This is a genomic window from Rhodococcus sp. ACS1 (genome assembly GCF_002300155.1).
Classification (GTDB): domain Bacteria; phylum Actinomycetota; class Actinomycetes; order Mycobacteriales; family Mycobacteriaceae; genus Rhodococcus_F; species Rhodococcus_F koreensis.
The window spans coordinates 500,776-522,593 of sequence record NZ_NSDZ01000002.1; the positions used below are offsets into that span (position 1 = coordinate 500,776).

Consider the following 21,818-nt stretch of genomic DNA (forward strand, 5'->3'; position numbering starts at 1 on the left):
TCAGAGGTTCAGGTCGGGAAGACCGAGGAGCGAACGGTACTCGAGACCCTCGGCCGCGATCACCTCGCCGGCCCCGGTCGCCCGGTCGACGACGGTCGCGACACCCACGACGATCGCCCCGACGTCGCGCAGCGCCTTCACCGCGGTGAGCGGCGAGTTGCCCGTCGTGGTGGTGTCCTCGACGACGAGGACGCGCTTGCCGACGACGTCCGGTCCCTCGATCTGCCGCTGCATCCCGTGCGCCTTCGCGGCCTTGCGCACCACGAACGAATCGATCGGCCTGCCCGGGGCGTGCATCACGGCCATCGCCACCGGGTCGGCGCCCATCGTCAGCCCGCCGACGGCGTCGAAATCCCAGTCCGCCACCAGTTCACGCAGCAACTTCCCGATCAGCGGGCCCGCCTCGTGATGCAGCGTGGCGCGGCGAAGGTCCACGTAGTAGTCGGCTTCCTTGCCCGAAGACAACGTCACCTTGCCGTGCACAACAGCCAGCTCGCGCACCAACGCGGCCAGATCCTCACGATCACTCATGCCAGAAACCCTACCCACCTCTACGTGCGGGCACGCCCCCGGCCGAACACGTTGGTCAGCCGCCGGACCAGACTCTTCGGGACGAGACGTCCGGCGGTCGTCAGCACCTTGTACTGGAGGCCGGGAATGCTCACGACCTTGCCGGCCTCCAGATCCGCCAGCGACGCGGCGACGACCTGGTCGACACTCAGCCACATCGCATTCGGAATCGAACTCATCTCGATGCCCGCGCGCTCGTGGAACTCGGTGCGGATGAATCCCGGGCACAGCGCCTGGATCCGCACACCCGTGCCGCCCAGCCCGTTCGCCAATCCCTCGGAGAACGAGATCACGTACGCCTTGCTCGCCGAATAGGTCGACCCCCGTCCGGACAGCAGTCCCGCGACGCTCGCCACGTTGATGACGGTGCCGTTCGCCGCCGCGATCATGCCGGGCAACGCCGCGCGGGTCAGCTGCATGACGGCGGTGACGTTCACGTCCAACTGAGACTGCAACAGCTCCGGCGTCGCGGTCCAGAATTCGCCCGACGTGCCGAATCCGGCGTTGTTGACCAGTACTTCGACACCCTTCCCGAGGCGTTGCGCCACCTCCTCGCGCCCGGACACCGTCGCCAGATCGGCCTGCAGGATCTCGGACTCGGTGTCGAACAGCGCCTTCATCTCGTCGGCGAGGGCGTGCAGGCGGGTGGCGTCACGGGCGACGAGCACGAGGTCGTAACCGAGGGACGCGAACTTCCTCGCGAAACCGGCACCGAGCCCCGACGTCGGGCCGGTAACGAGGGCAACGGGTCGGGCTGAGCTGGGGGGCGTCGACATACCGGTGACGGTAGCAAGGCGCTGCGCGCCTGTGCGCGGTTAACGAGTCCGAAGACTCGCTACGCACTCACGAGCGCGGAGCGCCCGGCGGAGGTGCGGGACGTGGCGGTGTGGCCGGGCGCGCTTCCGGGGTCGGACGTCCCTGGGATGCGGGACGCTCCTGGGATGCGGGACGCTCTTGGGATGCGGGACGCTCCTGGGATGCGGGACGTCCCTGCTGCGTGGGACGCCCCTGCGGTGCGGGACGCCCCTGCGGTGCGGGGCGTTTCTCCGGTGCCGGGCGCGCTTCGACGGGGGCGCCGTCACGCAGTCGCGGCCTGCTGGGGTCGTGATGGCCACGGTCGAGTCCGCTCGGCTCGGTGACCGGCGGCAGGACGTGCAGGATGCCGGACAGCCGGGCGACGGCCTCGATGGCCGAATCCCATTCCCGCCCGCTGCTGCCGATGGGCAGCGAACCGAGGGTCCACTCCCCCTCGCTCCACAGCATGTTCACGTGCGGCGGCACCGACTCGGTGAACGCCACCATCCGCTGATCGCAGACCCTGCGGGCGATCTCGAGGTCGGTGGCGAACACGACGCGCGGTCCGATGGCGCCGAGGAGGTCGAGGTCCGAATCCTTCGGCGGCGGGGTCGACTTGAGGCGGAGGTCGATGTCGACGTCCGAACCCACCCGGCGGCGCACCGCGACGATGGTCGCGGTCTCCTCGAGGTCGAACAGGATGAACGACTCACCGCGGCGTTCGCCCTTCACCACGTCGATGGCGCTGAGGTACTCCTGCTTGGCCAGCGCGGCCCGATGGAACTGGGCGGGCAGCCGCTCTTCGACGTTGTCGTACGTGTAGCCCTGGGCCTTGGCCCAGATCTGTCGCACACGACCCGTCTGATCACGACGCGAGCGATCGAAATAGAGCAACGCGCACGCGCCTGCGAGTGCGATCAACGCCAGTAAGAACCACATTCCGGTCATCGTTGATCAGCCTAGCGAGTCGAGGGCGTAACGAGGGTAAGCGGTACCGGGACACCCCGTGTCAGTTTTGCCCGAACCGGCCCGACGGCCGTGTCCGCCGACACGGGTGAACTCAGTTGCCACCGAGCTTGGGCAGCTCGGTGCTGATGATCGTCTCGGCCATCATCGTGCCGTTCTCGACTTTCGTCCCCTGCACCATGACGGTGAATCCGGGTTTCAGATCGGCGACCGTGGTGCCGTCGAGTGCGATCACGTTGGTCTGCGCGTTGGTCTGGACCGTCAGCTTCGAACCACCGAGGGCGTCGAGGATGAGCGTGGAACCGTCGTTGGTGCTGATCGTTCCGAACGCGGCACCCGCGGCCCCGATGGCCTCGCCGATTCCGCCGGGAAGTTGATCGAGCGGCGACTCGGTAGTGGTCGACGGCGGCGCGGTCGTCTTCGGCGGCGCGGTGGTGGCCGGCGGGCGGGACGTGGTGGGACCCGCCGCGGTGGTGCTCGACGAGTTGTTCGGCGCAGTCGTGAAGAGGGCGACGCCGAAGCCGATGACCGCGATCAGCAGCAACGCGGCGGCCGCGGCCGCGATCCATGTGCCGATCCTGCGAGGCTTCTTCTCCTCGGTGGCCTCCGCGACCGGCGCCTGATACTGCGATCCCGGGTACTGGCCCGGCGGGTACTGCGGTCCCGGGTACTGGGCGTTCGGATACTGCCCCGCCGGATACCCGCCCTGGTACTGCTGGGCCTCGTACGGCGGATACGCCTGTGTGGCGTTCGGCGGTGGAGCCTGCTGGTCGAACCGCGGGTCGTAGGTCGGGTACGCCTGCGTCGGATTGGGCTGGTTCTGCCCGTACGCCGCGGTCGGGTCGGACGTGTAGAACTGCTCGGTCGGCCCGCCGGCGGACCCCGGGTACTCGGTGCGGTGGCCCTGGTCCGACGAGCCGAGGTGCTCGGTCGGCTGGTCCTGCCGCGACCACGCCTGCGTCGGGTCCTCGTCACGAGCCCGCGACGCGGAATCGTCGGTCGTCCACGACTCCGTGCCGTCGTACGCGCGTTCCTGCGGGGTGCGCGGATCGTCGGGGTTCGTCATGATCGGCCCCTCCCTCGGGTTCGTCTGGCCGGTGTCCTGCGGTTACGGACGGTCCAGGGTAACGGCGAAACTTAAGACGGCCCTGTGAAAACACACGTGAGTGGCACGGCGTGCGGGAGCACACCGTGCCACTCACGTGGGGGATCAGCCGAGGACGAGCGCGTCCCCGGTCTCGGACACCTTCACGGGGACGGTGTCCCCGTCCTTGACGTCGCCTGCGAGCAGCAGCTTCGCGAGCTGGTCGCCGATCGCCTGCTGGATCAGCCGGCGCAGCGGCCTGGCCCCGTACATAGGGTCGTAGCCGCGGACGGCCAGCCAGAAGCGGGCCGAGTCGGACACGTCCAGCGTCAGCCGCCGCGCCGCGAGCCGGCGGGACAGCTGGTCGAGCTGGATGTCGACGATCGACTCGAGCTGCTCCTCGGTGAGCGGTTCGAAGATCACGACGTCGTCGAGCCGGTTGATGAACTCCGGCTTGAACGCGTGCCGCACCGCATCCATCACCTGCTCCCGCGATCCGCCCGCACCGAGGTTGGACGTGAGGATCAGGATGGTGTTGCGGAAGTCGACCGTCCGCCCCTGACCGTCCGTCAGCCGGCCTTCGTCGAGGACGGCGAGGAGGATGTCGAAGACGTCGGGGTGCGCCTTCTCCACCTCGTCGAACAGCACCACCGTGTACGGACGCCGTCGCACGGCCTCGGTGAGCTGCCCGCCCGCCTCGTACCCGACGTAGCCGGGTGGCGCGCCGACGAGCCGGGCCACCGAATGCTTCTCGCTGTACTCGGACATGTCGATGCGGACCATGGCGCGCTCGTCGTCGAACAGGAAATCCGCGAGGGACTTCGCGAGCTCCGTCTTACCGACGCCGGTGGGTCCGAGGAACAGGAACGATCCGGTGGGCCGGTTGGGGTCCGCGACTCCGGCGCGGGCGCGGCGGACCGCGTCCGACACGGCGACGACGGCCTCTTCCTGTCCGACGACCCGCTTGCCGAGTTCGGATTCCATCCGCAGCAGCTTGGCGGTCTCGCCCTCCATCATGCGGCCGGCGGGGATGCCGGTCCATGCCGCGACCACGTCGGCGACGTCGTCGGGACCCACTTCCTCCTTGAGCATGACATCGCCGTCGGCGGCGGCACCGGACTCGCGAGCGGCCTGCTCGAGTTCCTTCTCGAGCTGCGGGATCCGCCCGTAGCGCAGTTCCGCGGCCCGGCCGAGGTCGCCGTCGCGTTCGGCGCGTTCCTCCTCACCGCGCAGCGTCTCGAGCTGCACCTTGACTCCGCGCACGGAGTCGATGGCCTGCTTCTCGTTCTGCCAGCGGGTGGTCAGCTGATTGAGCTTCTCCCGTTCGTCGGCGAGTTCCTGACGCAGCTTCTCGAGCCGGTCCTTCGACGCCGCGTCGGATTCCTTCTGCAGCGCCATCTCCTCGATCTCGAGGCGGCGAACGATGCGTTCGACGGTGTCGATCTCCTCGGGTCGCGAGTCGATCTCCATCCGCAGCCGGGACGCGGCCTCGTCCACGAGGTCGATCGCCTTGTCCGGCAGGAACCGGGACGTGATGTAGCGGTCGCTGAGCGTGGCGGCCGCGACGAGCGCGGAGTCGGTGATGCGTACACCGTGGTGCACCTCGTACCGCTCCTTGAGTCCGCGCAGGATGCCGACGGTGTCCTCGACGGACGGTTCTCCCACCAGCACCTGCTGGAAGCGGCGTTCGAGGGCGGCGTCCTTCTCGATGTATTTGCGGTACTCCTCGAGGGTGGTCGCGCCGACGAGCCGCAGTTCACCGCGGGCGAGCATCGGCTTGATCATGTTGCCGGCGTCCATCGCCGACTCACCGGTGGCACCCGCACCCACGATCGTGTGGAGTTCGTCGATGAACGTGATGACCTGACCGGCCGAGTTCTTGATGTCGTCGAGCACGGCCTTGAGCCGCTCCTCGAATTCACCGCGGTACTTGGCTCCGGCGACCATCGATCCGAGGTCGAGGGAGATCACCGACTTGCCGCGCAGCGATTCGGGGACGTCGCCCTGCACGATGCGCTGGGCCAGCCCCTCGACGATGGCGGTCTTGCCGACGCCGGGCTCACCGATCAGCACCGGGTTGTTCTTGGTGCGGCGGCTGAGGACCTGCACGACGCGGCGGATCTCGTTGTCGCGGCCGATCACCGGGTCCAGCTTGCCGTTGCGGGCGAGGGCCGTGAGGTCGGTGGAGTACTTCTCGAGCGCCTGGTACGTCCCCTCGGGGTCGGGGCTGGTGACGCGCGCGCTGCCGCGGACGGTGGTGAACGCGTCGCGCAGCGCCTCGGGGGTGGCGCCGTGCCGGCTGAGCAGCCCGGCCACGTCCGACTCACCCGATGCGAGTCCGACCATCAGGTGTTCCGTCGACACGTACTCGTCGTCGAGTTCGGTGGCGAGGCGCTGTGCTGCGGTGAGTGCGGCGAGGGCCTCGCGGCCGAGCTGCGGTGTGGTGGTGGCGCCCGTCGTCTTGGGCAGCCGGTCGACGAGATTCTGCGCTTCGCGGTGGACCGCGGCGGGGTCGACGCCGACGGCCTTGAGCAACGGGGCGGCGATGCCGTCGGTCTGGTCGAGCAGGGCCACGAGCAGATGCGCGGGCCTGATGTCGGGATTACCGGCCGACGACGCCGACTGGAGCGCAGCGGTCATCGCGGCCTGGGTCTTGGTGGTCGGATTGAACGAGTCCACTGGTCACCTCTTCTGGCGTTGTAGAGCGGTTCGCCGCCGGGGGGCCGGGTGGCACGTGGCGACGCTGTCATCTTCTTAACGCACGAAGAGTTGAGTCTGTTCCGCTCAACTTTGAATTTTTTCTCACTACCCCATCATCTCGCCCCGCGACGCTCCGCGGGGCGAGAAATCACGCCCCGATCGCGGCAGCCATCATCGGCCAGGACGCGGAGAGGTCGTCACGCCAGTACCCCCACGAGTGCGTGCCCACCGGCCGCAGGTCGACCGTCGCGGGAATGTCGAGGGCCCGGAGTTTCTCCGCGAGCCGCATCGTGCAGTCGTTGGTGACGGCCTCGATGACACCGCCGACCACGACCTGCGTCGCGAGGGCGCGGCGGTCGCCGCCGACGGTCCGGGCGTCGAGGGTGTCGTACGGTCCCGGCAGGCCGCTGCCGTTGGAGATGTAGAGGGTGGTCCCCCGGAGTTTCTCGGCGTTGACGTACGGATCGTTCGCGGCCCACAGCGGATCGTTGGGCGCACCCCACATGTTCTCCGGGTTGCCGCCGAAGTCCGCGACCGTGATCTCGACGAATCGGCGGGCCACCGGGTCGCTCGTCATCGCGCACCCGCTGTACGCCCCGACGCTCCGATACAGCCCGGGCTTGGAGATCGCGAGGTTGAGCACGCTGGTGGCCGACATGGACAACCCGGCGATCGCGTTCTTGCCGGTCGTGTCGAGCGCCGAGTCGACGATGGGCGGCAGTTCCTTCGTCAGGAACGTCTGCCACTTGTTCCGCCCGAGTTCGGGATCGTCGCGCTGCCAGTCGGCGTAGTAACTGGACTGCCCACCGAACGGAATCACCACGTTGACGTCCTTGTCGGAGAAGAACTTCTCGACGTCCGCCTTCTGCTCCCAGCCGAACTGTTCGGAGTTCCCCTCGACGCCGCCGAGCATGTAGACGGTGGGACGCTTCTCGGACGCAGCCCGGATGACCCGGACCGTGACGTCCTTGTCCATGGCGGTCGAGTGGACGGTGAAGTTCATCTGCGATTCGCCGACCGGGGCGACCTCGACCAACCGCGAACCGTCGGGCGCCTCGTCGGCCGTGATCGACTCGACAGTCGCCCTGGGTTCCGCGGAGGCGATCGTTCCCACGCTCGACGCCATCAGGGTGCCGACCGCCAGCACGACGGCACCCGTGCGACGGACCGAGGCAGAGCTGCGTTTCCCCTCGCGAAACCGACCCCGATCCCGCGCAACGCCAACTCTCATGGAGCCCCCCTCGGTAACCCGGTCCGATTCTCGATGCACATCGTGCCCTGCCGGTGGTCACGGCTCAATAGCGACCCGCCGAAATGCCGGGGTCGGCGGCCGAACCGGCCGGTGCCGTAACCCGGGGTCCCGTGCGGAGGACGGCTAGAATGCGGGTGTTCGAATCAGCAGGCACGGAGGCAGGGGACGGCTTGACACGAGATTGCCTCGACCCGCTCGTGATTTCGCGTCTGCGCGCCAGCTTTTCGTCGATCGTGTCCACCGAACACGGTCACCACCGGCTCACCACCACGTTCTACGCCACCCTGTTCGCCGAACACCCCGAATTCCGCGCGCTCTTCCCGGCTGCGCTGGATCAGCAGAGTCATCGCCTGTTCCAGGCTCTCCAGTTCGTCATCGACAACCTCGAGGACGTAGACCGGGTCCTCGGTTTCCTCGGCCAGCTCGGCCGCGACCACCGCAAGTACGGCGTCGAGGGCAGGCACTACTTCGCGTCGGGCCATGCGCTGCTGGTCGCCGTGCAGAGCTCCTTCACCCAGGCCATCTGGACGCCGTCGCTGACCGCGGCCTGGACGGAACTGCTCGACCTCCTCCTGAACACGATGGCCGACGCCGCGGACAACGACGACCTGCCCGCCGCCTGGGGCGCCACCGTCGTCGATCACGAGCGCCGCCTCGACGACCTCGCGATCGTCCGTCTCGAGACCGACTCCCCCATCCCCTACGGGGCGGGCCAGTACCTCAGCGTCCAGATCCCGCAGCGGCCCCGGATGTGGCGGTACCTGTCGGCGGCCATCCCCGCCAACCCGTACGGACAGCTCGAATTCCACGTCCGCCGCGTGTCGGGCGGATGGGTCAGTCCGGCCATCGTGAACGAGACGCAGGTCGGCGACCGCTGGCTGCTCAGCTCGCCGCTCGGCGGGCTGGAGGTGGACCGCGAGAGCGGGCAGGACGTCCTGATGATCGGTTCGGGGACGGGCATCGCACCGCTGCGCGCCCAGGTGATGGAAATGGCGATGCGGTCGAACAACCCGCGCGTCCACATGTTCGTGGGCGGCAAGTACCCGTGCGACCTGTACGACATCGAGACCCTGTGGCACCTGTCGCTGAGCAATCCGTGGCTGACTGTGGTTCCCGTCTCCGAGGAGGACGAGGACCCGTGGTGGCACACGACTCCCGCCCCCGAGGCGCCGCCGGGGTTGCATCAGCGACTCCAGGGCCAGCTGGGCCGGGTGGTCGCGCGGTTCGGGTCGTGGGCGGACCGGCAGATCCAGATCTCCGGCTCGCCGGCGATGATCAAGACCACCGTGTACGCCCTGCAGGGCGGGGGCACCCCGCCCGAGCTGATCCGCCACGACCCCCTGATCTAGTCGCGCAGCCAGTCCCTGCCCATCCGCCATCCGGTTCGACCGTCGGGAGAGCATCACGCCATGCAAGCCACGCAGACCACCTGGACCAGCACCGTCGTCGAACATCACCGACTGCGGCACGACCTCGCCGTCGTCCGCCTCGTCGGTGACTACGTCCCGTTCGCGCCGGGACAGTACGTGGACGTGAGCGTGCCCCAGAACCCGCGGCTGCTGCGCAGGCTCTCCCCCGCCCTTCCGCCGTCGCTGGACGGCAAACTCGAGTTCCACGTCCGCACGGTGCCGGGCGGCTGGGTCAGCGGCGACATCGTCACGGGGACCTCGCCGGGCGACCAGTGGCAGATCCTCGAACCGCGCGGCACGATGTCCGTCGACGAGGACGGACCGGACGTCATCATGATCGCCGGCGGCACCGGCCTGGCACCGTTCCGGTCGATCCTGTTGGACCTGTCCCGCAGGCCGAATCCGCCGCGGGTGTTCCTGTTCACGGGCGATCGGACGCCGCGCGATCTCTACGCGTCCGACATGCTGTACCTGCTGCTGCAGAATCTGCCGTGGCTCACCGTCATTCCGGTGGTGGAGAACGTGGTCGATCCTGATTGGACCGACGAGTGGTACGAGCGCACCAGAGTTGATGTGGGGTTCACCGAGGACGACCTCATCGAGGGCTCGCTGCCCGACGTCGTCACGTCCTACGGCGCGTTCACCGAGCACCAGGTGCTGGTGTGCGGTTCGGCGGCGATGGTCCGCGCCACCCTCGACCGTCTCCGTGACACCGGGACACCCACCGAGAACATTCAGTTCGACCCCTACTGAGCGGGCCGATCAGTAGGACGGGTCGTGCCGGATGTTCTCCGGCGGCGTACCTGCCGCATGCAGCCGGAACTTGGTGGTGTTGATCATGGCCTCGGAGCCGACGAGCTGGATGTCGCGCTCGGCCCACGTCCCGAAATCGGCGACGACCTGCCCGACCTTGCCGGTCAGCCTGCGGTGCATGCCGGGTATGGCGACGCTGCTGGGGCCCGTGTACCACCACGGGTCCTGGTCCTCCTCGGTGACCGGGACGACGGTCAGCCACGGATTCTGCTCCGCGAGCGCCCACAGGGTGCCCAGGTCGTAGAGGTCGCAGGGGTACCGGCCGGCGAAGAAGAGGTGGACGCGCCGGTCCTGGCCGCGCTGCGACATCTGGAGGATCTGTGCGCGCAGCGGGGCGATGCCGGTCCCCGATCCGATCATCAGGATGTCGCGACCGTTGTCGTAGCGGATTCCGAGGTCGCCGAGCGGGGACCCGACCACCCACCGCTCGCCCACGAGTGTCTGAGTGACGACGGCGGGGCTCACCCAGCCGCCCGACACGCGGCGGACGTGGAACTCGATGACGCCCTGGTCGTTGGCGGGGTTCGCCGGCGACAGGTACCGCCACATCCGGGGACGGGACGGCACCTGCACACTCACGAACTGGCCTGCGGTGTAGGTCATCGGCTCGTCGAGTTGCAGTCGGATAATCGAGACGTCCTTGCGGACCTGCAGGTGCTCGATGACGGTCGCGCCCCACGCCGGCGGGCCGCTCTCGGCGTTGGCCGCGTCCATCATGGTGGCGGCGACGACCGCGAGGACGTCGCGCCACGCCTGCTCGAGTTCGTCGGTCCACGGCTCGGTCGAGGGGAATTGCTCGACGGCGGCGATCAGGGAGTTGCCGACGGCAACGTAGTGCGCGTCCTCGATGCCGTACTTGCGGTGGTCCCGGCCGAGCTGGGCGAGATAGGCGAGGATCTGCCCGGAGTCCTCCTCGAGCCGCTCGATCACGTACTGGACGGCGGCGATCAGCCGGTCGCGTTGCTCGTCCATGGCGGCGGGGAAGAAGTCGCGGGCTTCGGGATACCGGGCGAACAGCAGGGCATAGAAGGACCGCGACAGAGTCTGGGGCCCGTCCGGCACTGCCGCGATAGCCTTGAAACTCGACCGGACCAGCGATATTGCCTGTAAATCCACCGCGCATCCCCGTCACCGACTGAACGCGGCCCCGCCGCGAAGTACTTGGGCAGACTATAGGCGCGGGCACCACGCCGCAGACCAGGTCCCTTGTTTCTCGACCCGGTCGTGCTATCCGACCGCTCGGTCTGCACTTTCCCAGTACCGGGAGCGCAGCGCCTTCTTGTCCAGTTTGCCCAGCGGGGTCAGGGGCAGGGTGTCGACGAAATCGATCGACTTGGGGGCGTGCACCGACCCCTTCGCGGCCCGCACCCGTTCGACGAGTTCGGCGGCCTCCACCGTCCGTCCCGCCCGCAGCACCACGCACGCCTTGACGGCCTCGCCCCACTTCTCGTCCGGAACGCCGACCACCGCGACCGAGCCGACGGCGGGGTGCGCCGAGATGACGTCCTCGATCTCCCGGGGGAACACGTTGAATCCGCCGGTGACGATCATGTCCTTCTTGCGGTCGACGATCGTCATGAAACCGTCCTTGTCCTTGCGCGCGACGTCGCCCGTGTGCAGCCATCCGCCGCGGAACGCCTCGGCGGTCTCGGCGGGCTTGTTCCAGTACCCCTTCATGACCAGGGGGCCGCGGACGCAGATCTCGCCGAGTTCACCCTGCGGGACCTCGTTGAGGTCGTCGTCGAGCAGCGCCACGTTCAGCCAGGGCACGGGGCGTCCGCACGTCGCGAGGCGGCTGGGGTCGTCCGGCAGGTGCTCCTCCTTCCGCAGCACCGCGATGGTCATTCCGCATTCGGTCTGCCCGTAGAACTGGAAGAAGATCTGTCCGAACTTCTCGATGCCCTCCTTCAGCCGGGCAGGCGACATCGCCGACGCGCCGTAGAACAGCGTCTGCAGGCTGGACACGTCCCGCTTCGGCAGGTCGGGATGGTCCATCAGCAGGTAGATCATGGTGGGGACGAGCATCGTCGCGGAGATCTTGTGCTTCTCGATCGCCTCGAGGACCGCGCCGGGTTCGAACGCGGGCAACACGATCAGCGCGCCACCACGCAGCAGGGTGGGAATGAAGAAGGCGGCGCCCGCGTGCGACAGCGGCGTGCAGATGAGGAAGCGCGGCTCGTCGGGCCACTGCCATTCGGCCATCTGGATCTGGTTGAGTGTCGCGCCGGACTGGTAGGAGCCGACGACGCCCTTCGGCTTACCGGTCGTGCCGCCGGTGTAGACCATGCTGCTGTTGTCGTCGGCGGCCACGTCCGCCGCCCGCAGGCGTTGCGGGGTGAACGTCTCGGCGAGCGCCAGGATGTCGGTGCCCACCTCGGACGGCCCCAACGACAACACGTTCTCGATCGACTGCGACTGCGCCACCAGTTCGGCGGCGCGCCCCTCGAAGGCGGTGGGATCGAAGATCAGGGTCTGGATCCCGGCGTCGCCGACGATGTAGAGGTGGTCGTCGAGCGAGCCCATCGGGTTCAGGGCGCTGGCGCGGCATCCGGAGATCATGGTGGCGCCCATGCTGATGAGCACTTCGGGCCGGTTCTTGGACAGCATGGCGGTGCTCGTCCCCTTGCCGATCCCGAGCGAAGCCAGTGCCTGCGCAAAGCAACTGATCTGATCGCGCATCTCACCGCCGGTGAGAACGACGTCGCCGAGGTAGAGCGCCGGCTTGTCGGAATTGCGGTCCAGCGCAGTGATGAGGAGGTCTGCAGCGAAGGCGGGTCGATGCAGATCTGCGAACTCGTCGGTCATCTGTGATCCTTCTACTCCCGCGAGGCCGGGGTGCGTCGTCCGGCGGCCTGGATTTTCTGTGTCCTGGGTCACCGACACCCTAACCGGAAACCGGCAAAACTGAAACCTGTTCCACTCCCGTTGCGGGTGCCGACCGCCCCTCCCGGCGGGGGCACGTCCGATAACGTGAGGTCCATGACTCCGCAGGATCGGGTTGCCGAACGGATCTCGACGGCGGCCCGGAGCGCGCGCGTCTTCCTCGCGACGGCGGAATCCCTCACCGGCGGGCAGATCTCGTGCCTTCTCGGCGCCGCACCCGCGTCCTCCGACTGGTACCGGGGCAGCGTGGTCGCCTATTCCAGCGAGGTGAAACACCGGGTGCTGAAGGTGCCGGAGGGTCCCGTCGTCAGCGAGGCCAGCGCCCGCGCGATGGCGGGGGCGGTCGCGGAACTGCTCGGAGCCGACGTCGCCGTCGCGGTGACCGGCGCGGGCGGCCCCGACCCCCAGGACGGGCAACCGCCGGGCACCGTCTGGTTCGGACTCTTCGCCCACGGCCGCATCGACACCGAGATGCGACACTTCGACGGCGAACCGCAGGACGTCGTGACCGCCACGACCGAACACGCACTGGGCCTGCTCGAGCAGGCGCTGGCCTCGGTGCCCGGCCGCGTGCCTCCGCCCGTCGCGTAAATCTCCGGGAGCCGGGTAATCGTCCGCGAGGGCACCGCCACACCCGAGGAGGATTCCGTGCCGAAGACCACCGAGAGCGGCAAGCCGAAGAAGAGCGAACTCCCCGAGACCCTGAAGAAGTCGTCCGACAAGGCGCAGCGCACGTTCACCAAGGTCTACGACTCCGCGATGGACCAGTACGGGGACGAGGAACGAGCGCATCGCGTCGCGTTCGACGCACTCAAACACAGCTACGAGAAGGTCGGCGACCACTGGGAGGCCAAGGCCGAGAAGGGCCCCTCCGACGAACGTGCGGAGAGCGGCGGCCCGAACCCGTCCGGCGAGACCGCCGAGGGCGTCGACGCCAACGCGAGCAAGGAGCACCTGATGCACCTCGCGCAGCGACTCGACATCCACGGCCGCTCGACCATGACCAAGGACGAACTCGTCGAGGCCCTCGTGAAGGCGAACCGGAGAGCGCGATGAAAGCCGTCACCTGGCAGGGCAGGCGGAAGGTCAGCGTCGACACCGTGCCCGACCCGGTGATCGAACAGAAGACGGACGCGATCGTCGAGATCACCACCACCAACATCTGCGGTTCCGACCTGCACCTGTACGAGGTGCTCGGCGCGTTCATGAGCGAGGGCGACATCCTCGGGCACGAGCCGATGGGCATCGTCCGCGAGGTGGGGTCCGAGGTGACAGACGTGAAGGTCGGTGACCGGGTGGTCATCCCGTTCCAGATATCCTGCGGCAGTTGCCACATGTGCGACCGGAAACTGTTCACCCAGTGCGAGGTCACGCAGATCCGGGACGAGGGCATGGGTGCCGCACTGTTCGGGTACTCGAAGCTGTACGGGAGCGTCCCCGGCGGCCAGGCCCAGTATCTCCGGGTGCCGCACGTGAAGAACACCCACATCAAGGTCCCGGAGGGCCCACCGGACTCGCGGTTCGTGTACCTGTCCGACGTGCTGCCGACGGCATGGCAGGCCGTCGAATACGCGAACGTGCCCGAGGGCGGCTCCGTCGTCGTTCTCGGGCTGGGACCGATCGGCGACATGGCGGCACGCATCGCCGCGCACAAGGGTTTTCGTGTCATCGGCGTGGACCTCGTGCCCGAGCGGCTCGCCCGCGCGAAGGCGCGGCAGATCGAGACGGTCGACCTGAACGACGCCGGGAGCGAACTCGGCGGCGTGATCCGCGACATGACCCACGGCCGCGGTCCCGATTCCGTCATCGACGCCGTCGGCATGGAGGCGCACGGCTCCCCCACCGCGAAACTCCTGCAACAGGTCACCTCGTTCCTTCCCGACGCCGTCGCGGCCCGGCTGATGTCGACGGCGGGAATCGACCGCCTGCACGCCCTGTACTCGGCCATCGACATCGTGCGGCGCGGCGGCACCATCTCGCTCAGCGGGGTGTACGGCGGGATGGCCGACCCGATCCCGATGCTCACGTTGTTCGACAAGCAGATTCAGCTGCACATGGGGCAGGCCAACGTCAAGCGGTGGGCCCCGGAGATCCTGCCGCTACTCACCGACGCCGACCCTCTGGGTGTGGACACGTTCGCCACTCACGAACTGCCCCTGGACCACGCACCGCACGCGTACGAGATCTTCCAGAAGAAGCAGGACGGCGCGGTGAAGATCCTCCTGAAGCCGTAACACCTTCTCGTCGAAAGGAATTGCCCAGCGTTCTGCGCGAAGATCGTCGAGGAATTCGCCGAGGGCCGCCACCCGCAGTGAACTCGGCGGGCGTCATCGTCAGGGATCCGGGACCGTCACCACCACCCGGGTGCCCGATCCGGGCGAGGACGTGACGTCGAAGGTGCCGCCGAGACTCTCGACCCGCACGATGTGCGACGCCAGTCCGATGTGTCCCTGCGCCACCCGTTCCGGGACGACGGCGGGATCGAATCCGGTGCCGTCGTCGGCGACCGTCAACGTGGTCTGCCCGCCGGCGCGGGTGAGTGCGAGTTCGACCTTCGTGGCACCGGCGTGTTTGGTGACGTTGGTGAGCAGTTCCCGCGCCACCCGGTAGAGCAGCTCCTGACAGTCGGGGTGACCGACGTCGTCGAGGCTCACCGACATCTCGATCTCACCGCGCCGGGAGAACAGGTCCGCGAGTTCCCGCAGCGCCGCGGTCAGGCCCAGCTGCGCGAGTACCTGCGGATGCAGGGTGGTGACGGTCGAACGCAGTTGCGCCGCGGTCTCGCGGAGCGCGGATTCGGCGGCGTCGAGCTGCGCGTCCGGGTGCCGCTCCAGCGCCTCCTCCACGTCCAGCCGCGCCGCGAGAACATTCTGCAGGGGCCCGTCGTGGAGGTGCTCGGCGAGTTGCCGCCGCTCACGCTCCTCGGCGCCCATCGATTCCGCGATCAGCTGCCTGCGCACATCCATCAGCGAGATGACCGTCGCGGAACGCCGCACCAGCACGTACGACAACGCCGTCGTCGCGGCCGCGAGCCACAACAGGAACCCGAAGTAGAGGTACACCTCGTCGGGGAAACCCACGAGGTCGTCGCGTTTCGAGTAGACGATCCACACCACCTGGTACCCGACGGCGGTGCAGACCCCGACGATCGCCGTCAGCCGCGGCCGGTACTGGAACGCCACCGAGATCGGCAGCAGGAAGAACACCGGCAACAGCACCGACGTCGCGCCGCCCGACGCGATGCACAACGCCACCACCGCGGAGACGTCCGCGGCGGTGGACACCCAGCCCGCCCACGGTCCGACGTCCCGGACGAGGACGAAGATCAGCCAGCCGGCCGAGAGCAGCGCATATCCGATCAGCAGCCCCGCGAACACGTCGGGCTGCCAGTGCGTCACGCTGATCACCGGCCCGAGCAGCGCCATCAGCCCGATCAGCGGTAACCGGAGAATGGCGGTCACCCGGACCGCCTCGGTGGTGTAGCGGCGGACTACGCGACTCTGCGACGTCTCGCGCACGTCACTCCAGCAAACCGCGTCGCATCGCCTCGGCCACGGCGGCCGCGCGGTCGCTCACCCCGAGTTTCTCGTACAGCCGCTGGACGTGGGTCTTGACCGTCGACGGCGCCAGGTACAGCTCGCCGGCGATCGTGGGGATGCTCTGGCCGCGCGCGATGAGCGCCAGCACCTCCTTCTCCCGGCCGCTCAGCACCGGCCCGACCGGTTCGCTGCGGCGCCGCACCTCGCCGGCCAGCCCGACGGCGAGGGAGGCGGGCAGGACGTCGCGTCCCTGAGCGCAGTCGAGGACGGCCTTCACGATCTCCGCCCGCGTCGACTCCTTCGGCAGGAATCCCGCCGCCCCCTCCTGCAACGCGTGGTAGACGATCGCGGACTCGTCGTGCGCCGACAACAGCAGCACACGGGTGGCGAGTTCGGCACGCCGCACGGCCGCCGCCACCTGCGAACCGTCCAGTTCCGGCATCCGGTAGTCGAGGAGCGCGACGTCGGGGGCGAGTTCGCGGATCAGGGCGAGCGCCGCCGCACCGTCGTCCGCCTCACCGACCACCTCGATGTCGCCGCTGGCGAGGAGGGCACGGACGACACCGTCCCGGAAGATCGGGTGGTCGTCGCCCACCACGACCCGCACGGCGGTCACGGCGCGGTCCGATCCGTGTCGACTCCGGCGAAGTCCATTGCTCACTTTCTCACGTGAGCGGGCCCGCGCGGAGCACTTCGCGGCGCCGGTGTCCCCCGATCGGGGGACACCGGATTCATCCCGCCCTCGGTCCTGTCGGTGGACAGACTGCGGCGCGCATTCGCGACATAGTTGGTGCACACCGGAAAACGGGGAGATCGGAAAACGAAACCCCCACGGCCCCAGACGTTCCCCCTCAGAGCCACAACTCAGGAGAAGCCATCATGCGCACCAACGCCCGCCGCCGCGTCGCCCTCTTCATCGCACTGCCCGCCACCGCACTGGCCGTCACCGGATTCGCCGTCGCGGCCGCCGGAGTCGCCACCGCAGGCACGATGCCGACGTCGGGACCGACGATCGCGATGACGATCAGCAACGACACCGACCTGCCGATGGTTCTCGCCGGATCGTCGAACCCGTACGGGCAGTGGATGCAGGCGCCGTCGGACTACCTCGCCCCGCACAGCAGCCAGATCGTGAAGGCATACTCCAACGACCCGAACGGCGTCGAGGTGGACGCCACCTACGCGCTGCCCGGTGGTGCGCAGGCCGTGTTCCGCGCCGACAACTACAACAACATGACCGACGTGGACGGGACCCGCATCGACGGCAACTTCGGCCACGGCTACGGCATCAGCAGCTGGATCGACTCGGGCTACCCGAACATGAACGCCGGCTACCACCTGTACGGACAGCCCTGATCGACGACCACAACCATCCACCGAACACTCGCCGAAAGACCGAGACCATGATCATGCACGTCACCCCCACCCCCACACCCACCGTCTCCAAGGCACTGTGGAGCACCGAGGAGATCAAGGCACGACTCGAGCAGATGGACATTCCACGCTCACACACCCGCCGCGGGCCCCGCTGGGGCAGCCGCGACCGATAAGCCGGGGGCCGGGGGCCGCGGGCCGGGGGCCGGGGGCACGATGTCGCACTGATCCACTCCGACAGGATCAGTGCGACATCGGTTCCGGTTCACACGGCGGAACGCCCGGTCAGCGCTGGTGCCGCGGCTTCCACACGACGAGCGCGTTGCTCCGCGGAATCGGCACGAGGTCGCGCCGGTAGCCGGCGTGGACCTTCGAGATCTCCTCCGCCAGCTCGCGAACCCGGTGCTGCAGAGCCTCCACCTGGTTGGTGAGTTCGATGATCCGCTTGATCCCGGCGAGATTGACACCCTCGTCCTGGGAGAGGCGCTGCACCTCGCGGAGCAACGCCACATCCCGCGGCGAGTAGCGTCGCCCGCCACCGGATGTGCGGTGCGGGGTGACGAGCCCGAGCCGGTCGTAGTTGCGCAATGTCTGGGCGTGCATGCCCGCGAGTTCCGCGGCCACCGAGATCACGAAGATCTGGGCATCCGGATCAACGGCGGTTTCGCGTGGATCCCCGGTCGTGTCGCTCATCAGGCACCAGCCCACCCGGCCCTCGGATCGAATCCGCTGGCCTTCTCTGCTTCCAGATAGGTCTTCAGTGCTTCGGTAGCCGGGTCGTCGAGCTTCTGCGGAACCGCGACCTTGACCGTGACCAGCAGGTCACCGGCGCCACCGGCACGCTTAGGGACTCCCCGACCGCGTACGCGCAGGATCCGGCCGTCGGCCGTGCCCGCCGGAATCTTCACACCGACCCGACCCTCCAAGGTGGGGACGGAGACGGTGGTTCCGAGCACGAGCTCACCGTAACTGACGGGGACGACGAGGGTGAGGTCGTCGCCGTTGCGGCCGAACACCTTGTCGGGACGCACCCGGACCGTCACGAACAGGTCGCCGGACGGCGCGCCGCGCAGGCCCGCCTCGCCCTGGCCTGCCAGCCGGATCTTCTGTCCGTCACTGACACCCGCGGGGACGCGGACGGTGATGGTGCGGGTCCGGTTGGTGACGCCGTTGCCGTGGCACACCTCGCACGGCGAGTCGATGATGGATCCGGTGCCGCGGCAGTCGTCGCACGGCTCACTGAACCCGAACGCGCCCTGGTTGCGGCTGACGATCCCGGTCCCGTTGCAGCGCGGGCAGACTCGCGGGCTGGTGCCCGGCTTGGCGCCGCTGCCGTGGCAGGTGGTGCACGGCGACGGGCTGGTCAGCCGCAGCGGAACCGTTACACCCAGCGTGGCCTCGCGGAATTCGAGGGTCGTCTCCGTCTCGACGTCGCTGCCCCGGCGGGGACGGTTGGTGGTGCGGGTTGCTCCGCCACCGGCGCCGGCGCCCCGATTGAACAGGCCGCCGAAGATGTCGCCGAGGCCGCCGTCACCGGCCGCCGCGCCGCCGCCGCCGAACAGGTCGTTGATGTCGAATCCGCCCTGGCCGAAACCGCCGGCTCCGGGGTTGAATCCGCCGCCGCCCTGACCGAAGCCGCCGCTCGCGAACAGCCGACGGGCCTCGTCGTATTCCTTGCGCTTGGCCGGATCGGACAGCACGGCGTGTGCTTCGCTGACGGACTTGAAACGCTCCTCGGCCTTCGTGTCGCCGGGGTTCGCGTCGGGGTGCAGGTCGCGGGCGAGCTTGCGGTACGCCTTCTTGATCTCGTCCGCGGATGCGTTGGACGAGACGCCCAGCTCCTTGTAGAAGTCCTTTTCGATCCACTCCCGCTGGCTCACTGGGCGTCTCCTCCTCTCGCTCTTACTCTTGTTCCGACGCGGCGGGCTTCGCCGCCCCGTCGGGGGTGTTCGCGTCGGCATCGCCGGCGCGGTCGATCACAGCTACCATCGCATGCCGCAGGACGCGATCACCGAATTTGTAGCCCTTTCGCATCACCGTGCCGAGAACGGGGTCGTGACCCTCGCCCTCGTGCTGCACTGCCTCGTGCAGCGCCGGGTCGAATGCGTCGCCCTCGGCACCGAACTCGCTCAGACCGAGCGAGGTGAGGGTGCCGGTGAGCTTGTCCGCCACACCCTTCAGCGGCCCCGAGTCGAGGTCGCCGTGGCTGCGGGCGCGGTCGAGGTCGTCCAGCACCGCGATGAGCTCACCGACGACGGACGCTTTCGCGTTCGCGATGTCGGCCTGCTTGTCGCGCTGGACGCGGCGACGGTAGTTCGCGTACTCCGCCTGCAGTCGCTGCAGGTCGGCGGTGCGCTCCGCCAACTCGTCCGTCTCCGGTGCCGCCGTCTCCGACAGGGCCCCTTCGTCCACCGAGCCGGGCTGCGGAGCGGCAGCGGCGCCCGCGAGGGGCTCCACTACCGGTTCCGCGTCCCGTGTGAGACCGGTCTCGGGGTCGATCTTCCGCTTGTCCACGAAAGTGACCGGTTCCTGCTCGGTGTTGTCGGACGTCACTTCTTCTCCGCGTCGGACGGCTCGTCCACGACCTCGGCGTCGACGACGTCATCGGCACCGCTCGCGCCGGAGCCGTCGGTGTTGGCGGCTTCCTCGGCGGCACTGGCCTCGTAGATCGCCTGGCCGAGGGCCTGCGACTCGGTGGCCAGCTTCTCGACCGCAGTCTTGACGGCCGCGATGTCGGTGCCTGCGAGAGCGTCGTTGGCTTCCTTGATGGCAGCCTCGACCTTCTCCTTGACGTCGGCGGGCACCTTGTCCTCGTTGTCCTTGATGAACTTCTCGGTCTGGTGCACCAGCGACTCGGCCTGGTTGCGCACCTCGGCCTCCTCACGGCGGGCCTTGTCTTCCTCGGCGTGCGCCTCGGCGTCCTTGACCATCCGCTCGATCTCTTCCTTGGACAGACCGGAGCCGTCCTGGATCTTGATCGTGTTCTCCTTGCCCGTGCCCTTGTCCTTCGCGGTCACGTGCACGATGCCGTTGGCGTCGATGTCGAAGGTGACCTCGATCTGCGGCACGCCACGCGGGGCGGGCGGCAGGTCGGCCAGCTCGAACGAGCCGAGCAGCTTGTTGTGCGAGGCGATCTCGCGCTCACCCTGGAACACCTGGATCTGCACCGAGGGCTGGTTGTCGTCAGCCGTGGTGAAGGTCTCGGACCGCTTGGTCGGGATGGTGGTGTTTCGCTCGATGAGCTTGGTCATCACGCCACCCTTGGTCTCGATGCCGAGGGACAGCGGGGTGACGTCGAGGAGCAGCACGTCCTTGACCTCGCCCTTGAGCACGCCGGCCTGCAGGGCGGCGCCGACGGCGACGACCTCGTCCGGGTTGACGCCCTTGTTGGGCTCACGACCACCGGTCAGCTCGCGCACCAGGTCGGAGACGGCGGGCATACGGGTGGAACCACCGACGAGCACGACGTGGTCGATGTCCTTGACGGCGATTCCGCTGTCCTTGATCACGGCCTGGAACGGCGCCCGGGTGCGGTCGAGGAGATCGGACGTGATCTTCTGGAATTCGCTGCGGGACAACTGCTCGTCGAGGAACAGCGGGTTCTTGTCCGCGTCGACGGTGATGTAGGGCAGGTTGATCGACGTGCTCTGCGACGAGCTCAGTTCGATCTTCGCCTTCTCGGCAGCCTCACGGAGACGCTGCAGGGCCATCTTGTCCTTGGTCAGATCGATGCCGTTCTGAGCCTTGAACTTGTCGACGAGCCACGTGACGATGCGCTCGTCCCAGTCGTCACCACCGAGGTGGTTGTCGCCGGACGTGGCGCGGACCTCGACGACGCCGTCGCCGATCTCGAGCAGCGAGACGTCGAAGGTGCCGCCACCGAGGTCGAAGACCAGGATGGTCTGTTCCTTGTCGCCCTTGTCGAGGCCGTAGGCCAGTGCGGCCGCGGTGGGCTCGTTGACGATGCGCAGGACGTTGAGGCCGGCGATCTGGCCGGCTTCCTTGGTGGCCTGACGCTGGGCGTCCTCGAAGTACGCGGGGACGGTGATCACGGCGTCCGTGATGTCCTCGCCCAGGTAGGCCTCGGCGTCGCGCTTCAGCTTCATGAGCGTGCGCGCGCTGATCTCCTGCGGCGTGTACTTCTTGCCGTCGATCTCCACGTTCCAGTCGGTGCCGATGTGGCGCTTGACGGAGCGGATGGTGCGGTCGACGTTCGTGACGGCCTGGTTCTTGGCGGGCTGGCCGACCAGCACCTCACCGTTCTTGGCGAAGGCGACGATCGACGGGGTGGTGCGTGAACCTTCGGCGTTGGCGACCACTACGGGCTCGCCGCCTTCCAGTACAGACACGACCGAGTTCGTTGTACCGAGGTCGATACCGACGGCACGAGCCATAGTGTTCCTCACTTTCGTTTTGCAGTCCTGTGGGCAGGT

The 21,818-nt window shown here is 68.3% G+C and carries 21 protein-coding genes; 7 read left to right on the forward strand and 14 right to left on the reverse strand.

The genetic code is table 11. The features are described 5' to 3' along the window. From pyrE to CJ179_RS09690, 6 genes are all read right to left on the reverse strand, one after another. Window positions 1–531, reverse strand: a complete 531-nt coding sequence (gene pyrE / locus CJ179_RS09665) for an orotate phosphoribosyltransferase (protein WP_072937384.1) — start codon at window positions 529–531, stop codon at window positions 1–3. 20 nt (window positions 532–551) lie between these two features. After that, window positions 552–1,346, reverse strand: a complete 795-nt coding sequence (locus CJ179_RS09670; protein WP_095861286.1) for an SDR family oxidoreductase — start codon at window positions 1,344–1,346, stop codon at window positions 552–554. A gap of 67 nt (window positions 1,347–1,413) precedes the next feature. Further along, entirely contained in the window at window positions 1,414–2,304 is an 891-nt protein-coding gene (locus CJ179_RS09675) for a hypothetical protein (RefSeq protein ID WP_072937386.1), read from the reverse strand. Between the two features lie 121 nt (window positions 2,305–2,425). Then, window positions 2,426–3,397: a hypothetical protein gene (locus CJ179_RS09680; RefSeq protein ID WP_095861287.1), complete on the reverse strand. Its 972-nt coding sequence runs from the start codon at window positions 3,395–3,397 to the stop codon at window positions 2,426–2,428. Between the two features lie 144 nt (window positions 3,398–3,541). Further along, window positions 3,542–6,094 (reverse strand): ATP-dependent chaperone ClpB, encoded by a 2,553-nt coding sequence (gene clpB, locus CJ179_RS09685; RefSeq protein ID WP_072937388.1) that lies wholly within the window; start codon window positions 6,092–6,094, stop codon window positions 3,542–3,544. A 169-nt stretch (window positions 6,095–6,263) separates the two neighbouring features. Beyond that, entirely contained in the window at window positions 6,264–7,346 is a 1,083-nt protein-coding gene (locus CJ179_RS09690; RefSeq protein WP_174705444.1) for an alpha/beta hydrolase family protein, read from the reverse strand. A gap of 149 nt (window positions 7,347–7,495) precedes the next feature. On the opposite strand from CJ179_RS09690, the gene CJ179_RS09695 reads away from it, so the two are divergent. Together CJ179_RS09695 and CJ179_RS09700 are read left to right on the forward strand one after the other, a co-directional pair. Then, window positions 7,496–8,716 carry a globin domain-containing protein gene (locus CJ179_RS09695; protein WP_095861288.1) on the forward strand — a complete coding sequence of 407 codons (1,221 nt, stop codon included), beginning with the start codon at window positions 7,496–7,498 and terminating at the stop codon, window positions 8,714–8,716. A gap of 60 nt (window positions 8,717–8,776) precedes the next feature. Then, window positions 8,777–9,529: an FAD-binding oxidoreductase gene (locus CJ179_RS09700; RefSeq protein WP_072937390.1), complete on the forward strand. Its 753-nt coding sequence runs from the start codon at window positions 8,777–8,779 to the stop codon at window positions 9,527–9,529. 9 nt (window positions 9,530–9,538) lie between these two features. Here the strand turns inward: CJ179_RS09700 and CJ179_RS09705 are convergent, their stop codons facing one another. Together CJ179_RS09705 and CJ179_RS09710 are read right to left on the reverse strand one after the other, a co-directional pair. Further along, window positions 9,539–10,705, reverse strand: a complete 1,167-nt coding sequence (locus CJ179_RS09705) for an FAD-binding oxidoreductase (protein WP_095861289.1) — start codon at window positions 10,703–10,705, stop codon at window positions 9,539–9,541. A gap of 111 nt (window positions 10,706–10,816) precedes the next feature. Then, window positions 10,817–12,394 (reverse strand): AMP-binding protein, encoded by a 1,578-nt coding sequence (locus CJ179_RS09710; RefSeq protein ID WP_072937392.1) that lies wholly within the window; start codon window positions 12,392–12,394, stop codon window positions 10,817–10,819. A gap of 174 nt (window positions 12,395–12,568) precedes the next feature. Here CJ179_RS09710 and CJ179_RS09715 point away from each other — a divergent pair, with 174 nt between their 5' ends. From CJ179_RS09715 to CJ179_RS09725, 3 genes are read left to right on the forward strand one after another with little or no spacing between them, the layout of a single operon-like run. Beyond that, window positions 12,569–13,063: a CinA family protein gene (locus CJ179_RS09715; protein WP_072937393.1), complete on the forward strand. Its 495-nt coding sequence runs from the start codon at window positions 12,569–12,571 to the stop codon at window positions 13,061–13,063. A 57-nt stretch (window positions 13,064–13,120) separates the two neighbouring features. Continuing rightward, window positions 13,121–13,528, forward strand: coding sequence for a ChaB family protein (locus CJ179_RS09720; RefSeq protein WP_095861290.1), 408 nt, complete (start codon window positions 13,121–13,123; stop codon window positions 13,526–13,528). Next, a complete protein-coding gene (locus CJ179_RS09725) occupies window positions 13,525–14,706 on the forward strand; it encodes a zinc-dependent alcohol dehydrogenase (protein ID WP_072937395.1) in 1,182 nt (393 codons plus the stop codon). The genes CJ179_RS09720 and CJ179_RS09725 overlap by 4 nt, the downstream gene beginning before the upstream one ends. A 99-nt stretch (window positions 14,707–14,805) precedes the next feature. On the opposite strand, the gene CJ179_RS09730 is transcribed toward CJ179_RS09725, so the two are convergent. Together CJ179_RS09730 and CJ179_RS09735 are read right to left on the reverse strand one after the other, a co-directional pair. Beyond that, the gene (locus CJ179_RS09730) at window positions 14,806–15,990 is read right to left on the reverse strand and encodes a sensor histidine kinase (protein ID WP_095861291.1); all 1,185 of its coding nucleotides are present in this window, start codon (window positions 15,988–15,990) and stop codon (window positions 14,806–14,808) included. Window position 15,991: 1 nt separating this feature from the next. Beyond that, on the reverse strand, window positions 15,992–16,627 hold the full coding sequence (locus CJ179_RS09735) for a response regulator transcription factor (protein ID WP_072937397.1): 636 nt from the start codon (window positions 16,625–16,627) through the stop codon (window positions 15,992–15,994). Between the two features lie 263 nt (window positions 16,628–16,890). On the opposite strand from CJ179_RS09735, the gene CJ179_RS09740 reads away from it, so the two are divergent. Together CJ179_RS09740 and CJ179_RS51320 are read left to right on the forward strand one after the other, a co-directional pair. Then, complete coding sequence (locus tag CJ179_RS09740) at window positions 16,891–17,367, forward strand: hypothetical protein (RefSeq protein WP_072937398.1); 477 nt, start codon at window positions 16,891–16,893, stop codon at window positions 17,365–17,367. Window positions 17,368–17,414: 47 nt separating this feature from the next. Then, window positions 17,415–17,561, forward strand: coding sequence for a hypothetical protein (locus tag CJ179_RS51320; protein ID WP_167372165.1), 147 nt, complete (start codon window positions 17,415–17,417; stop codon window positions 17,559–17,561). 109 nt (window positions 17,562–17,670) lie between these two features. Here CJ179_RS51320 and CJ179_RS09745 read toward each other — a convergent pair whose 3' ends face one another. Genes CJ179_RS09745 through dnaK form a run of 4 tightly spaced genes read right to left on the reverse strand, consistent with a single transcriptional unit; the run spans window position 17,671 to window position 21,779 of the window. Further along, the gene (locus CJ179_RS09745) at window positions 17,671–18,078 is read right to left on the reverse strand and encodes a heat shock protein transcriptional repressor HspR (RefSeq protein ID WP_072937428.1); all 408 of its coding nucleotides are present in this window, start codon (window positions 18,076–18,078) and stop codon (window positions 17,671–17,673) included. Beyond that, a complete protein-coding gene (gene dnaJ / locus CJ179_RS09750; RefSeq protein ID WP_095861292.1) occupies window positions 18,078–19,265 on the reverse strand; it encodes a molecular chaperone DnaJ in 1,188 nt (395 codons plus the stop codon). The genes CJ179_RS09745 and dnaJ overlap by 1 nt, the downstream gene beginning before the upstream one ends. Before the next feature lie 22 nt (window positions 19,266–19,287). After that, window positions 19,288–19,938, reverse strand: a complete 651-nt coding sequence (grpE, locus tag CJ179_RS09755; RefSeq protein WP_072937400.1) for a nucleotide exchange factor GrpE — start codon at window positions 19,936–19,938, stop codon at window positions 19,288–19,290. Further along, window positions 19,935–21,779 carry a molecular chaperone DnaK gene (gene dnaK, locus CJ179_RS09760; protein WP_072937401.1) on the reverse strand — a complete coding sequence of 615 codons (1,845 nt, stop codon included), beginning with the start codon at window positions 21,777–21,779 and terminating at the stop codon, window positions 19,935–19,937. Before dnaK ends, grpE begins: the two co-directional genes overlap by 4 nt. Window positions 21,780–21,818: the final 39 nt, after the last annotated feature.

Excerpts from the sequence above, each read along its gene's own strand:
- pyrE (WP_072937384.1), bottom strand. The coding sequence starts at position 531 with ATGAGTGATCGTGAGGATCTGGCCGCGTTGGTGCGCGAGCTGGCTGTT.
- CJ179_RS09670 (WP_095861286.1), bottom strand. The coding sequence starts at position 1,346 with ATGTCGACGCCCCCCAGCTCAGCCCGACCCGTTGCCCTCGTTACCGGC.
- CJ179_RS09675 (WP_072937386.1), bottom strand. The coding sequence starts at position 2,304 with ATGTGGTTCTTACTGGCGTTGATCGCACTCGCAGGCGCGTGCGCGTTG.
- CJ179_RS09680 (WP_095861287.1), bottom strand. The coding sequence starts at position 3,397 with ATGACGAACCCCGACGATCCGCGCACCCCGCAGGAACGCGCGTACGAC.
- CJ179_RS09690 (WP_174705444.1), bottom strand. The coding sequence starts at position 7,346 with ATGAGAGTTGGCGTTGCGCGGGATCGGGGTCGGTTTCGCGAGGGGAAA.
- CJ179_RS09695 (WP_095861288.1), top strand. The coding sequence starts at position 7,496 with ATGCGGGTGTTCGAATCAGCAGGCACGGAGGCAGGGGACGGCTTGACA.
- CJ179_RS09700 (WP_072937390.1), top strand. The coding sequence starts at position 8,777 with ATGCAAGCCACGCAGACCACCTGGACCAGCACCGTCGTCGAACATCAC.
- CJ179_RS09710 (WP_072937392.1), bottom strand. The coding sequence starts at position 12,394 with ATGACCGACGAGTTCGCAGATCTGCATCGACCCGCCTTCGCTGCAGAC.
- CJ179_RS09715 (WP_072937393.1), top strand. The coding sequence starts at position 12,569 with ATGACTCCGCAGGATCGGGTTGCCGAACGGATCTCGACGGCGGCCCGG.
- CJ179_RS09725 (WP_072937395.1), top strand. The coding sequence starts at position 13,525 with ATGAAAGCCGTCACCTGGCAGGGCAGGCGGAAGGTCAGCGTCGACACC.
- CJ179_RS09740 (WP_072937398.1), top strand. The coding sequence starts at position 16,891 with ATGCGCACCAACGCCCGCCGCCGCGTCGCCCTCTTCATCGCACTGCCC.
- CJ179_RS51320 (WP_167372165.1), top strand. The coding sequence starts at position 17,415 with ATGATCATGCACGTCACCCCCACCCCCACACCCACCGTCTCCAAGGCA.
- CJ179_RS09745 (WP_072937428.1), bottom strand. The coding sequence starts at position 18,078 with ATGAGCGACACGACCGGGGATCCACGCGAAACCGCCGTTGATCCGGAT.
- dnaK (WP_072937401.1), bottom strand. The coding sequence starts at position 21,779 with ATGGCTCGTGCCGTCGGTATCGACCTCGGTACAACGAACTCGGTCGTG.